A 14,294-nucleotide genomic window follows, 5' to 3' on the forward strand; every position below is an offset into this window, starting at 1 on the left:
CCTTTGTGAGTAGCCAGCACTCTGGCAATAAATAGCTATAATTCATCACGTTGGTCTCTGTTTATGGGGGCGTCATCCAATACAACCACTGAGACGGAAATTAGTGAGTACTCCGATAGGGGTATAGGTGATCGAGGCAGGATAATAAAAAATATGCCCACACAATTAGGATGCTTTATCACAACGTGGACCCACAGGAACTCATTCATGATTAATCGCGCCCTCGCCCCGCTCTCGCTGGTCAGCCAGATTGCATTATTGATGCTGCTGTTGGGCCTGTTAGGCATTGGCAGTATGAGCGTGGCCGCGTGGATGGCGCAAAGTATCCAGGGCAATGCCCACGCCATTAATAAGGCCGGATCACTGCGCATGCAGAGCTATCGCTTACTGGCGTCAGTGCCTCTGACCAAAGAGAGCAATGGGTATTTGCGCCAGATGGAGCAGGACCAGGACAGCACTGACTTACTTCGTGCTGTGCAAAGCGAACATCTGCAATCGGAGTTTGAGGCTCTGCGCCATTATTGGACAACCACCCTGAAAAGCCAGATTCAGCAGGCGCAGCGTCCGGCTCAGGTGGCGTCTAACGTGGCGGTGTATGTCAGTCAACTCGACAAACTGGTGGCCGCGCTGGAGCATAAAACCGAATACCACCTGACGCTAATCTCCATGGTGCAGCGCGGTTTGCTGGCCATCACCCTGCTGCTGCTGGCGCTGACTATTTGGTTTCTGCGCCGCCGTTTGCTGGAACCCTGGCAGCGCCTGCTGGCGCAGGCCAATGCGGTCACCGCCGGGGATTTCAGCCAGCGCTACCAACTGATGCGCGTGTCATCGGCAGACGCGACCCGCGCACCGCGCCCGCACAACGAAATGGACATTCTCGGCCAGTCGCTTAACAGCATGTCGCTGGCGATGGAACGCCTGGTCGACAGCCTGGCCGAGTTGGTCGCCAATAAAACCGCCGATCTGCAACATAAGAATCAGGTGCTGGATTTCCTCTATCGCGTCAGCCGCCAGTTGCATACCACCGCGCCACTGGAACAGCGTCTGGTGCCGGTACTGGAAGAGTTACAAACCCTGACGCCGTTACAATCGGTCCAACTGCGTTTATACGAAAATAACAGCGCCGAACTGTTTAATGACATTGGCAGCCCGCAACAGGCGCAGACAACGCATAACGCCGCCGATACACAGGGCAATCACCATCTGCTACGCGAAAATATCGCCCTGGATCAAGATAATCTGCACCAGCCATTAAGCTGGAGCCTGCGCGATGACCGGGAAAATTACGGTGTCCTGCTGGCACAGCTGCCGCAGGATTGCCAGCTTAACGACGACCAGCAGCAGTTGATCACCACCCTGCTCGACCAACTGACCAGTTCATTGATGTTGGCACGACAGTCTGAGCATCAGCAACAATTGATGCTGATGGATGAGCGCTCGGCCATCGCCCGCGAGCTGCACGATTCGCTGGCCCAGTCGCTCTCTTGCATGAAGATCCAGATTGCCTGTCTGCAAATGCAGGGCGGCGAACGGAGCGAAGAAAACCGCCAACTGATTCAACAAATACGCGATGAACTGAACACGGCCTACCGCCAACTGCGCGAACTGCTGACCACTTTCCGCCTGAAGATGCATACACCGGGGCTACGCGCGGCGATGCAACATGCGGTAGACGAGTTCTCGGCACGAATGGGGTTTGATATTGCCTTTAATTACCAGTTGCCGCCGCGTTCGGTGCCCGCTAATCAGGCGATTCACCTGCTACACATCGCCCGGGAGGCGCTTAATAACGCCTTTAAACATGCCCATGCCACCGACGTTTCTTTGACGCTGACCTGCGACGAGGGGCAGATTCTCATGCAGGTGGCCGACAACGGACAGGGATTACCCGAGAACGTTGAACGACAAAATCACTATGGCCTGATCATCATGCAAGATCGCGCCAAAAGTTTGCACGGCGAATGCAGGGTTGCCCGCAGAGCCCACGGGGGTACTGAAGTCACCGTTCGCTTTCGCCCCGACGCATTGCCCATTAATCCCCAGGAGCAAGTATGAATGACGTGACCCCTTCTACCATTTTACTGATCGACGATCACCCGATGTTGCGTAACGGGGTTAAGCAGCTTATCGCGCTGGACACCACCTTGCAGGTGGTCGGCGAAGCGAGTAACGGGGAGCAAGGCGTGGAGATGGCAAAAGAGCTGGACCCGGACTTGATCCTGCTGGATCTCAACATGCCCGGCATGAACGGTCTGGATACACTGGATAAAATGCGCCAGACCTCGCTGTCCGGCCGCATCGTGGTCTTTAGCGTGTCCAATCATGAAGATGATGTGGTCACGGCGCTCAAACGCGGCGCGGATGGCTATCTGTTGAAAGATATGGAACCGGAAGATTTACTGGCTGCGCTGCACAACGCCGCAGGGGGGAAAATGGTGTTAAGCGAAGCGCTGACGCCGGTGCTGGCCGCCAGCCTGCGCGAAAGCCGACCGAGCGGTGACCGCGACATTCAGTCCCTCACGCCACGCGAGCGCGATATCATCAAGCTGATTGCCGAAGGCTTACCGAATAAGGTCATCGCCCGCCGTCTTAACATCACCGAAAGCACCGTCAAAGTGCACGTGAAACATCTGCTGAAAAAGATGAAGCTCAAATCTCGCGTCGAAGCGGCCGTATGGGTGTTACAAAGCAATGTGATCTAGGGCGGGCGTCGGCCCGTAAACGCTTTTAAATTCAAGCTCAAAACCTTGGGTTGCTACCCAAACCTGCTTTTAAATCTTTAAATTCAAAACCGTGGGCTCGCCGCCCACACGGGCCCAAAGGAGGTTTAAACGAACCTCCTTTGGAATCCTGCGTTTTTTAACTGCGCGCTATCGCTGAATCGGGATGGCCGTGTTCCAGTTATCTCCGTGATAGCCGCAAAATGTCGCCGCTTAGGCGGTGCCTTCGCCGCGGGTTCGAGCCTCAGCGCCATTTTTGAATGCGGCCCACACTTTTTTAAAACATAAAAGCAGATCGGGTTTTGTTTTTAGTCTTCCATCTTTTGATTTACATAGCCGCTAAGGCGCAGTCAAAAATGGCACCGGATGAGGGGTTCGAGACCTGAGGCTCGAACCCGAAATACGGGGACGGCGCAGCCGTGACATTTTGCGCCGTGAACGGAAGTGGCTGAAACACGTGCCCTGCCAGCGGCGAAGCTGTCGGTGTTTCATGAAAAAGCGCGGAGTCCAGAGGCCCGCGCGACTGCGGGTCTCTGGTCGGTGTGGGCCGACGCCCACGACCTTGATTTTGAATTTGAATTTAAAGATTTAAAGATTTAAAAGCAGGTTTGGGCCGCAGCCCAAGGGTTTAGCGGGCGCGGGCAGCAGGCCCACAGCTTAAAAATTAAGCCCCTGATCTTGCATACCCGCACTGAGCGGCGGCGCCGCAACATCAAGCGTTATCCAATTTGAGGTGACGTGCTGTGATTTGCTGTCCACCACCGTGACTGACAACCGGTAGCTGTTACTGGCTCCCGGTGAGCTGTCCCACGGCGGGATGATCACACTCCAGCCGTCGGTATCGCGGTTATTGTGCGGCGGTGTCAGGCTCAGCGCCTGCGTGTCGCCCTGCCAGCTTAAGGCAGTCAGGCTGTTAAACGCCCTGACCTGTAATTTCAAGGCTAACGTTTCGCCGGGCTGTAACGTCCACGGCGGCGTGGCGAGGAATACCGAGAGGGTTTTACGCTGTTTGAACTCCATCACCGGCATTGAATTACGCTCGACGATGTCCATGCGGCTGCCGCGCAGTGAATGCGCGTCTGCGACATAATCGGAAGAGAGTTGCTGTGCCAGCGGCACGCCCAAACGATAATTGAGCGACAGCTGCACGGTGTCCTGATTATCCCCATCCTGCCCGGCCTGATGAGCGGCTTTGACCGTCACCAGCGGCACCGGCGTGTAGTTGACGCCAAACGTCATGGCCGACGGATTGATCTGCCGCGTACCGTTGCCGAGTAAATCGACCTGGTTGCCAAAATACTGTTCATAACTCAGGGAAGCACCAATCTGACGATAGAAAGGCAAATAGCCTTTGGTGGTGATGTCGTAACCCCGCGCCTGCCGCCGCAGCTGAGCTGACGTGCTGTTGTCTGGTGTATAAGAAGAAAATGGATGGTAGTAGTTGGTAGAAAAATGCAGGTAATCAGTCCAGGCTTCAACTCCCAAACTGCCGCGCGTCAACTGATGCTCAAAATCGTTATCGACAAAAGCGTTGTAGCCCAGCATCCATGGACCTTCGTTCCAGCGCTGGCCTAAGCCGAAATTCCCCACCGTGGCATCGGTGGCGCTGGTGACACCAACCTGACTGTAGGTCAGCAGATTTTTACCGTTATACAAAGGGCTGAATAGCTGCCCAGAGCTGCCATCCAGATTTCGCCCACTGACATCCAGCGACATACTGGCAGTACCCAGCGGCGACAATAAGCTACTGGTCTCTTTTTGCACCAGTTTTGCCGCCTGGGTCAGCGCCAGCGTTTCGGCTTGCTCCCGCAGCGGGTCTTCGCTGTCGCTGGAGGTGCTTTGCTCACCGAACTGTTTGAGCGTGGTGGCAATTTTGGTTGCGGCGGTACTGGCTGAGGTGGAGGGCTTGTAATAAGCACTGCCGAGGCTGGGTATTTGGTTCGGGTCAGCGACGGGTGCGCGGGTATTGAACAGCGAATTAGGGTCGCCTGCCGGGGCAGAAAGATCGACCTCTGGGGAAAATAGCGGATAGGTATCACCCGTCAGCGCATGAGCGCTGGCAGCATAAAACGCCGAACCTATTAACACACACAGGGGTAAGCGCAGCGTAGGGGGAATTCGCTTTATTAAACCGGGAATAAAATCCGTGACGTCCGTCATATCCTGCACAAATAATGAGTGAGTTTCGATCTTACCGCACGGTTGACAGATTTCAACCCTGAATGCCGCTTTATCTCCCCAGTACCTTGTTTTTGGTAGATTCTGGCCGGTAATGACCACCCGGCGTCGCTCAAGTTAAACCTGATATTGCCCCCTGCCTGCTTTAACAATTTGTGTGGTTTTCATGCCAGATGAAGTAAGTGTCTGCGCGGCTTGACTAATACATCCACCCAAACGCACACATTTCATAACATTTTTAACATATAACCACATTCTCTTTACAAGGGCTTTTCATCTATCCTAATGACGTATGTTTGATGTGGCTACGCCACCCGAATGCAAATTTTTATTTGCAGTGCGTGACTATCATCACAGTTCAATGACGTTATCAGCACGACGTCTCCCACTCGCCAAACAGCACAGACTGGTTGGTGAGAAGTGCGCATTCTATAAAAACAAGGGAACATAGATGAGCAAAAAAACCTTGCCCGGCGTCACGCGTCGGCAAATCCTGACGTTCACCGCCGCCTCTGCGGTGCTTGGCGCCGCCAAAGCCGCCAATGCCGTTACGCTCAAAGGTACGCCCGTGTGGAGCCCCTTTGACGCCAGTCCGCCCCCGCAAATCGAAACCGACGGTTGGGTGTTTTTCACCGACGCCGAAGCTTCCGCGCTGGAAGCCATTGTTGACCGCCTGATCCCGGCCGACGACCTGAGCGTCGGAGGCAAAGATGCCGGTTGCGCGGTGTTTATCGACCGCCAGCTGGCCGGCTTTTACGGCACCTACTCCCGCCTGTATATGAAAGGCCCTTTCCAGCCCGGCACCCCGGAGCAAGGCGACCAGTCGCCGCTGGTGCCGCAACAGCGTTACCGCCTCGGGCTGGCAGGCCTTGAGCAATATACTCAGTCCCAGCATAAAAAATCCTTCAAAGATCTGACCGGTGACCAGCAGGACGAGATCCTGAGCGGTTTGCAGGCCGGAAAAATTGCTCTGAATGGGATCGATTCCAAACTCTTCTTCGACATCGCGCTGAAGAACACCATGGAAGGTTTCTTCGCTGACCCGATTTATGGCGGAAACCGCAACATGGTGTCCTGGAAAATGCTCGGTTTTCCGGGTGCGCGCTACGACTACCGGGAATACGTCGGCAAACATAACCAGAAATTAGATCTGGAACCGCTGAGTATCTCCGGTGGAGATGCATGGAAGATGAAAAGCTAGGGGCGAAGAGAAAGATTATGGCAAAGAAATTACCCAAAACTGATGTGGTGGTGATTGGACTCGGCTGGGCCGGATCCATCATCGCCAATGAACTGGCCGACGAAGGCCTGAATGTCGTGGCTATAGAGCGTGGCCCATGGCGCGATACCGCCCGTGATTTTAACGTCGCCACGGTGACTGATGAACTGCGTTACAACAGCCGTCAGGAACTGATGGTGCAGACCGCACAGAACGCCATCACCATCCGTAACAACCCGTCGCAAACCGCACTGCCGATGCGCGAATGGGGATCGTTCCACCCCGGTAACGGCACCGGCGGCGCGGGCAACCACTGGGCGGGCATCACCTTCCGCTTCCAGCCAGACGAGTTCCGCCTGAAAAGCCACCTGACCGAAAAGTACGGCGCGAAAGCCATTCCTGAAGAGCTGGTTTTGCAGGACTGGGGCACCGACTGGGAAGAGATGGAACCGCATTACGCCTCGTTTGAGCGTCTGGCCGGGGTTTCCGGTAAAGCCAGCAACGTCAACGGCGAACATCATGAAGGCGGCAACCCTTACGAGGGTATGCGCTCGATTGAGTACCCGACCAAACCGATGGACATGCCCTACGGTCCGACGCTGTTTGCCGAAGCCGCCCGCAACATGGGTTACAAAGCCTTCCCGGTGCCCTCCTCGCTGGTGTCCGAAGCCTATACCAACCCGCTTGGCGTCAAGATGGGGCCATGCACCTATTGTGGTTTCTGCACCAACTACGGCTGCGCCAACTACTCCAAAGCCAGCGCCATCACCACGGTTCTGCCTTCGCTTATCCGCAAGGAAAATTTCGAAGCGCGCACCAGTTGTGAAGTGATGCGCGTGGTTAAATCGCCAGACGGTAAACAGGTCACCGGCGTGGTGTATATCGACTCGTCCGGCGACGAGTGGGAACAACCGGCCGACCTGGTGGTAGTCACCGCGTTCACCTTCGAAAACGTCCGCCTGATGCTGCTTTCTGGCATCGGTAAGCCTTACGATCCGATCAGCGGCACCGGCACCACCGGCCGTAACTATGCGTACCAGACCGCCAACAGCGTGCAGTTGTTCTTCGATGACAAGAACTTCAACCCGTTCATCGGTGCAGGCGCGGTCGGCATGGGTATTGATGACTTCAACAACGATAATTTTGACCACACCGGTCTCGGCTTCTTCGGCGGCGGCAGTATCCGCGTGACGCCCATCGGTGGCGCACCTATCGGTTATCGCCCGGTTCCACCGGGAACGCCGAAATGGGGGAAAGAGTGGAAGCAGGCGACGGTCAGCAACTATCTCAGCAGCATGTCGATTGGCTGCGAAGCCAGCAGCTACACCACGCGCACCAACTATCTGTCGCTCGACCCGAACTATGAAGACCGTCTGGGCCGTCCGCTGCTGCGTGTGACGTTCGACTTCCCGCAAAACGACCTGAAAATGGCCGCCTATTGCACCGGAAAAGTCGGCGAAATCGCCAAAGCCATGAACCCGCGTCAATACGTGGAAAACCCGATGAAAGGCCACTGGAACGGCTCGCCGTATCAGTCTTCGCATATTGTCGGCGGTTTCGTGATGGGGGCAGACCCGGCCACCAGCTCAGTGAACAAATATCTGCAAGTCTGGGACATGCCTAACCTGTTTGTGGTCGGTGCTTCTGCCTTCCCGCAAAACCCGGGTTACAACCCAACCGGCACCGTCGGCGCGCTGGCCTTTAAAGCCGCTGAAGCCATTCGCAAAAGTTACCTGAAAAAACCGGGAGAGATGATCGCATGAAGACATTAACCTCATTCTCACTCGGACTGGTGGCGCTGACCGTCTCCGGGCTGGTACACGCCGCCGGTGACGGTGCTTTCGAGCAGGTTGAACGCGGACGTTATCTGGCCACCGTTGGCGACTGTGCCGCCTGCCATACGGCCTCTACGCCGCATGCCAAACCGTTTGCCGGCGGTGTGCCGATTCAGACGCCGTTTGGCCGTCTGGTTGGCGCGAACATCACGCCAGATCCGGAAACCGGCATCGGCCGCTGGAGCTTTGATGACTTCCAGCGTGCCATGTCAGAAGGTGTCGGCCACGGTGGAAAGCGTCTGTATGGTGCAATGCCTTTCACCGCTTACACCAAGGTGACCCGTGACGATAACGCCGCCATCTGGGCCTATCTGCAAACGGTGCAACCGGTACACAGCGAAGTGGAATCCAACCAGTTGCCCTTCCCGTTCAACATCCGCACCAGCCTGATAGGCTGGAACTGGCTGAACTTCACCCAAGGTGAATATAAGCCGAAGATGGATAAATCGGCCGAGTGGAACCGTGGTGCCTATATTGTGGAAGGCCTCGGCCACTGCGGCACCTGCCACACGCCGAAAAATATCATCGGCGGTGATAAAGACAGTCAGTTCCTGCAAGGCGCGGTGATTGAAAACTGGGTCGCCCCGGATATCACCACCAATAAGCACACCGGGATTGGTAACTGGACTGAAGCGGACCTGACCCAATATCTGAAAACCGGTGCCAACCGTTTTGATATCGCTTCCGGGCCGATGGCCGAAGAAGTGGATAATTCGTCGCAGCACTGGACCGATGCCGATCTGAAAGCCGTGGCGGTGTATCTCAAAGACAGCGGCCACGACAGCGGCTCCAAAGCAGCGGAACCGCTGAAAACGGATGACAAGGCCATGATTGTCGGTAAGCATATTTATGCCGACCGCTGTTCAGCCTGTCATACGCCAGACGGTAAGGGACAAGAAGGTATGTTCCCACGCCTGGCCGATTCCGCGCTGATCAATCAGGACAACGCAACCTCGCTTATCCACGTCGTCCTGACCGGTAGCCGCCCGGTCGCCACCAACGCTGCCCCAACCGCACCAGCGATGCCTTCGTTTGACGCCAACCTGAGCGATGAAGATGTCGCCAACGTGCTGACGTATATTCGCAACAGTTGGGGGAATGCTTCGACAGCCGTATCGAGCTCTGACGTCAAAGATTTACGGGCAGAGCTGAAGAAGTAATTAAGGTTTTACCTTAATAATCCCAGGTATCGGGGCGCTGAAAAGCGCCCTTTTTTTTCGTTTGAAAACGAAGGAAATTTTTAAATTCAAATTCAAATTCAAGGTCGTGGGCTCGCCGCCCACACTGGCTCAGAGGGGGTCTAAGCGGTCCCCCTCTGAACTCCCGCGCCTTTTTAAAAACAGCAGCTGCGCTGGTCACAATGGCCGTGTTTCAGGGGCCAAGACGATAGCCGCAAACTCCGCCGCTGCGCGGTACTCTCAGTTCGGGCTTCAACCCGCGTAAAAAGACTCGCGGTTTTGCGCCTCTCCCTCGACGTCGTTTTGAACGCGGCCTCGACATTTTTAAAGAAAAATACCATGTAGGTTTTGATTTTGAATTTAAAGAAGCTTCGGCCGCATTCAAAAATGTCACCGGCAAGTCGGTGGAGAGACAACATCTTTACCGTTGGCTCGAACCCGCAGCCGGGAAGCCCGTCAGGACTGACATTTTGCGGCTATAACCGCGCTACCTGAAACACGGCCATCCCGATTCAGCGATAGCGCGCAGTTAAAAAACGCAGGATTGTTAAGGGCCGCGTTTACGGCCCTTGACCCGGTGTGGGCCGGCGCCCACGACCTTGACGTTGAATTTAAAAAGCGGGTGTGGGCGGCGAGCCCACGACCTTGAATTTGACTTCAAAGATGAAATTGAAAAAGAAAACAGTTATGGAATTTCCTCCTCCCCACCTGTTATGCATGCCTATTTCTTCGTCTGCTATGCTTTCCTGGTAACTCCCTTTTAAGGAAAAAACCATGTTCTCTCGTAAAACATTGTTAAAAACGGCAGTCGCCGTCACCCTGACCGCTTGGTTACCGCTGGCGAGTGCGGCAGGAATATTTACCCTTTCATCGCCAGATTTTCACGACAATGCGCTGCTGGCGCAAAAATTCGCCGGGAATATTAAGGGGAATGCCTTCTGTACCGGTGAGAACATCTCCCCGGCGCTGAGTTGGGAGAACGTTCCAGCGGGTACAAAAAGTCTGGCGCTGACGATGGTGGATCCTGAGGGGCGTGGAGGTCTGGGTGTTAATCATCTGGTGGCTTACGGGATCGCCGCCGACGCGAAAGGTTTTGCGCAAAACGAGTTGTCAGCCGGCAAAGGATTTATTGGCGGGAAAAGCACCCAGGGCAATGGTCACTATAATGGTCCCTGCCCGCCAGTTAGCGCAGGCGTACACCATTACACCTTCACACTTATAGCCACCGATTTAGCCCCGGATGCTTTACCAGCAGGTTTAACGCGTGAGCAATTGTTCGAAAAACTTGATGGTCACAGCAAAGGTGCCGCAGGCATCATCGGGCGTTTTGGCAATAAGTAAGTTACCCGCGGACGGTCACACCGTCCGCCATAGAATTTCTCCCCGTGCCAGCAGATAAAACCCGGTAAAAATCTGCCAGAAGGTGATGGTATACACCGAACCACGCTCAGCAATGCCTGTAGGTAGAAGACCCATCATCAGTATGATAACGTTGAGTAAACCGACCATACCCAGCACCCAACTTAAGCGGCTAAAAGTGCACCATTGGGGTTTATTCCACTGGCTCCAGCCTGCGCATAGCAACGTCAAATTTCCACCGACAATCGCCAGCACCGCGCCTGACTGATGCATTGAGACACTCCCAAGCATCGTCCCCTGCGGGTCACTGTGAAAAAACGCAATCAATACCCCGCCAAGCCCATGCAAAAACCCGAACAATAAAAATAGTTTGCTGGCAGCCCCCGTAAACAAGGGTCTTAACAACCAGCAGGCGATAAAGAACAGCACGCCTTCGAACGCAAACCCACCGTTCATTACCGCATGCAAGGGAGAGCATAAATTTCTGCCATCCTGCATCACACCGCATTGCGCCACGCCCAGATCACTAATGAAGTTGGCCGCGTAACTGTAAAACGGATTAACCCAGCTAAGCGCCGTTATTTTTTCGGCCAGCAGATATTGCACTCCACCCAACGCGAAGCACAATGCGCCGCAGGTCTTTCTATAATTTTTCGCAGACATGATGCTCTGGTCTTGGATATCAGCAGGTTGCGTAAGCCTAGCTGATATTTAAGCTTTCAACGGTTCTGCGCAAACAAAAAAGCCCCGCCATATTGGCAGAGCCTCGTAAGTCAGGGATTGGTGTTAGCGGGGAATACTGAACACTTCAAAATATTGACCGGGTAAACCGTCAATAGGCTCGTAGCGCATGGTGCCGTCAGCGCGGGCTTTATCGCGGGCGATATTAATGTCCCTTATCATATTGATGCGGTGCGCCTCATACTGGGCGGCTAGCATCTCTTCAGCTGTGATCTTCAGGGGTTCTGACAACATAACCATCTCCTTTTGGTTGCGGGATAATCTGGTAGGTAAATCCATATTTCTGATGTGTACTCAGCATCCTTTGATACATTCTGGCTAAACCTTCATCGGCCGCCTGGGCCAAATATATACCCGGATGGTGCTTAATATAATGCGTCAAAATCAATCTAACAAGCCGGTCGAAAAGAGTTTTTGTTTGGCGAAAATCGAATATATCCAATCGTTTATAGTGAGTTCCGTAACGTATATTACTAACTGAATCAAAACAGATTTCGAAATTCCCTGCATCACTGAATTTAAAATCAGTCGGTAGCGCGAAAAAAACACTATTAACATCAGTCAGTTTCACAAAGTAAATTTCGTACTCAATCTGACTGACCTCGAAATGACTGATATAAATATCTCTCGTTCCATCATTAAAAAATTTAAAAGGCGTCATTGCATTACGTGATCCCTGATTAAAAAAGAGATCACTTATATTATGCACTTTCGCCTTTTTATCGACTTCAACGCCCAGCCCTGCGCGATGTCTCGCAAAGTTTTATTTGGCAACCGTATCCAAATAGAGCTGACTACCGGCGACGTTCTGACTGGCACCGGTGACGTTGTCACGCAATGCCACCAGTAATTTGCTTTGCAACGCGACCACAAACGGTGAGTTGCGTTGGAGTTCGCGCTGAAGATCGGCATAGCGCGCCAGGCGTTTGGTCGGGTCCGATTCTGCAGCCGCTGCACGGGTCTGTTTACTGATTTCAGGGATCACCCACTGGACGCGCTGGGCCAGCGTTTTCGGGCCGTCTGGCACGTTATAAGCGAATGTGCTGGCGTTAGTATTCGGGTCCAGATAATCCGCGCCCCAGTAGGTGAAAATAGACTGGAATTTATGCGCCCGCATACGGGTCAGTACGTCACTTTCCACCAGTGGATGCACTACCAGATTGATATCGGCCTTGGCGAAGCTGGCCTGCAGTGACTGGGCAATATCGGAGTACGGTGGCTGGTTGATCACAATCAGGTCAATTTTGGTCCCCGGCGCAATTCCCCCTTTGGCGAGGATAGCTTTGGCTTTTGCCACATCGAGGGTAAACGGCTGGTCATCAATCGCCCCGGCCAGACCATCAGGCAAGAAGGTCTGATGAATGCCGTACTGGCCTTTAAGCAAATCCTGCGAGATACCTTTGTAATCCACCAGCCAGCGTGCCGCTTCCCACAGCGCAGGGTTATTCAACGCAGGCTGCGTGGTATCGCCGGTATTGAACGCCAGATAGAACACTTTGGCCGCCGGGAACTGCGCCACACGCACGCCCTTCTCTTTTTGCAGCGACGCAAACTGGTCAGCGCCCAGATCATAGGCAATATCCGCATCGCCATTGAGCACCAGCAGGCGGCGTGTGGCTGGGTCGGCAACGTTCTTAAACAGCACGTTATCAATTTTGGCGGCAGGCTGCGCGTTCGGATTACGTTTGAACAGCAGCGCCTCGTGTGGCACATAGTTACGCACTTCAAACGCACCGCTGCCCGCAGAACGTGAGCGCAACCAGCCATTGCCGAAGTCGTTATTTTGCGCGTGAGACTGCACCAGTTTGCTGTCGACAATTGCCGCCACCGGCGCGGTCAGCACGCGCAAGACCAGTTCACTGCCGATATCTGCAGGCCAGCTCAGCTGAAGTTTATCGTCGCCCACTTTTTTAAACTGCGCATCGACGTTATCCGGCGTCCAGCCCAGTTCACCTAAAATAAACGACGGGCTTTTGTTAAGTTTGACTGCGCGGCTCAGGGAGTAAACCACGTCATCGGCCGTAACCGGGTTCCCGCTGGCGAACTTCGCTCCCGGCTTGATGGTAAAAATCAGGCTGTGATCGCTGTCGCCTTTGCTCCATGCCGAAGCCACGTCCGGATCCAGCGTGTCCGGGTGCTGGCGGTCAGGTGCAACCAGCTGCTGGTATAAATTGATTAAGTTGCCAGAGCTCACCGTTTCAAAGCTTTCGGCCGGATCCAGACTGATGATCCCTTCAAGAGACCCCGCCACCACCAAGGTATCTTTCGGCGTTGCCGCATGAGCACTGAAGGCCGCCGTAACAGCCAGAAAAAGTAAAGAAGGAAGACGCACTTTCATTGAGGGGTAACTCCCGGAAATTAGGTTGTTTTCCGAGTGTAGGGACACTGGCCTGAAGGCAAAACGATGAAATTAAGCTTTAGAATTTAGGAAAATAGCTAAGCAGGGGAAAGGTGGCGACCTTTTTGGTCGCTTTTAAATTCTAATTCAAATTCAAGGTCGTGGGCACCGGCCCACACTGGCAGATTTGGGGTTGCGGCCTGAACCCGCTTTTTTAATTCAAGGTCAAGGTCGTGGGCTCGCCGCCCACACTGGCCCAAAGGGTTTTAAACGAAACCCTTTGGAATCCTGCGTTTTTTTGCTGCTGTCACACCGCTGCTGCGCGGGTCACAATGGCCGTGTTTCAGGGAGTTCTGTTATAGCCGCAAAATGTCAGCCCTTACGGGCTTCCCGGCTGCGGGTTCGAGCCAACGGTAAAAATGTTGTCTCTCCACCGACTTGCCGGTGACATTTTTGAACGCGGCCGAGGCTTCTTCAAATTCAAAACCGACAGAGTATTTATCTTTAAAAATGCCTCTGCCGCGTTCAAAACGACGTCGAGGGAGAGGCGCAAAACCGCGAGTCTTTTTACGCGGGTTGAAGCCCGAACGGAGAGGACCGCGCAGCGGCGGAGTTTGCGGCTATCACAGCGGTACCTGAAACACGGCCATTGTGACCCGCGCAGCTGCCAGTGCCTCATGAAAAAGCCCGGGAGTCCAGAGGGCGGCGGCGACTGGCCGCCTTCTG

General features: G+C 54.2%; 12 protein-coding genes. 7 read left to right on the plus strand and 5 right to left on the minus strand.

The window, feature by feature from the left end:
* Positions 1–207 precede the first annotated feature (207 nt).
* The 3 genes from narX (at position 208) to EAH77_RS25070 (ending at position 3,320) form a co-directional block, all read left to right on the plus strand.
* On the plus strand, positions 208–2,055 hold the full coding sequence (gene narX, locus EAH77_RS00150; protein ID WP_140469791.1) for a nitrate/nitrite two-component system sensor histidine kinase NarX: 1,848 nt from the start codon (positions 208–210) through the stop codon (positions 2,053–2,055).
* On the plus strand, positions 2,052–2,702 hold the full coding sequence (narL, locus tag EAH77_RS00155; protein WP_140469792.1) for a two-component system response regulator NarL: 651 nt from the start codon (positions 2,052–2,054) through the stop codon (positions 2,700–2,702). The genes narX and narL overlap by 4 nt, the downstream gene beginning before the upstream one ends.
* 462 nt (positions 2,703–3,164) lie before the next feature.
* Positions 3,165–3,320: a hypothetical protein gene (locus EAH77_RS25070; protein ID WP_161985751.1), complete on the plus strand. Its 156-nt coding sequence runs from the start codon at positions 3,165–3,167 to the stop codon at positions 3,318–3,320.
* Positions 3,321–3,377: 57 nt separating this feature from the next.
* On the opposite strand, the gene EAH77_RS00160 is transcribed toward EAH77_RS25070, so the two are convergent.
* A complete protein-coding gene (locus EAH77_RS00160; RefSeq protein ID WP_140469793.1) occupies positions 3,378–4,880 on the minus strand; it encodes a YchO/YchP family invasin in 1,503 nt (500 codons plus the stop codon).
* Between the two features lie 469 nt (positions 4,881–5,349).
* On the opposite strand from EAH77_RS00160, the gene EAH77_RS00165 reads away from it, so the two are divergent.
* The 4 genes from EAH77_RS00165 to EAH77_RS00180 all read left to right on the plus strand — a co-directional run bounded on the left by EAH77_RS00165 (position 5,350) and on the right by EAH77_RS00180 (position 10,471).
* Positions 5,350–6,099, plus strand: coding sequence for a gluconate 2-dehydrogenase subunit 3 family protein (locus EAH77_RS00165; protein ID WP_140469794.1), 750 nt, complete (start codon positions 5,350–5,352; stop codon positions 6,097–6,099).
* A gap of 17 nt (positions 6,100–6,116) precedes the next feature.
* Positions 6,117–7,880 (plus strand): GMC family oxidoreductase, encoded by a 1,764-nt coding sequence (locus EAH77_RS00170; RefSeq protein WP_140469795.1) that lies wholly within the window; start codon positions 6,117–6,119, stop codon positions 7,878–7,880.
* On the plus strand, positions 7,877–9,112 hold the full coding sequence (locus tag EAH77_RS00175) for a c-type cytochrome (protein WP_140469796.1): 1,236 nt from the start codon (positions 7,877–7,879) through the stop codon (positions 9,110–9,112). Before EAH77_RS00170 ends, EAH77_RS00175 begins: the two co-directional genes overlap by 4 nt.
* Positions 9,113–9,904: 792 nt before the next feature.
* Complete coding sequence (locus EAH77_RS00180) at positions 9,905–10,471, plus strand: YbhB/YbcL family Raf kinase inhibitor-like protein (protein ID WP_140469797.1); 567 nt, start codon at positions 9,905–9,907, stop codon at positions 10,469–10,471.
* A 15-nt stretch (positions 10,472–10,486) separates the two neighbouring features.
* Here EAH77_RS00180 and EAH77_RS00185 read toward each other — a convergent pair whose 3' ends face one another.
* From EAH77_RS00185 to EAH77_RS00200, 4 genes are all read right to left on the minus strand, one after another.
* Entirely contained in the window at positions 10,487–11,152 is a 666-nt protein-coding gene (locus EAH77_RS00185) for a DUF998 domain-containing protein (RefSeq protein ID WP_140469798.1), read from the minus strand.
* Between the two features lie 123 nt (positions 11,153–11,275).
* Complete coding sequence (locus EAH77_RS00190; protein WP_140469799.1) at positions 11,276–11,464, minus strand: hypothetical protein; 189 nt, start codon at positions 11,462–11,464, stop codon at positions 11,276–11,278.
* Positions 11,433–11,891, minus strand: a complete 459-nt coding sequence (locus EAH77_RS00195) for a hypothetical protein (protein ID WP_140469800.1) — start codon at positions 11,889–11,891, stop codon at positions 11,433–11,435. Before EAH77_RS00195 ends, EAH77_RS00190 begins: the two co-directional genes overlap by 32 nt.
* Positions 11,892–11,993: 102 nt before the next feature.
* Positions 11,994–13,568 carry an ABC transporter substrate-binding protein gene (locus tag EAH77_RS00200; RefSeq protein WP_140469801.1) on the minus strand — a complete coding sequence of 525 codons (1,575 nt, stop codon included), beginning with the start codon at positions 13,566–13,568 and terminating at the stop codon, positions 11,994–11,996.
* Between the last annotated feature and the right edge of the window lie 726 nt (positions 13,569–14,294).

It is taken from the genome of Ewingella americana, assembly GCF_006438725.1.
Lineage (GTDB): Bacteria > Pseudomonadota > Gammaproteobacteria > Enterobacterales > Enterobacteriaceae > Ewingella > Ewingella americana_A.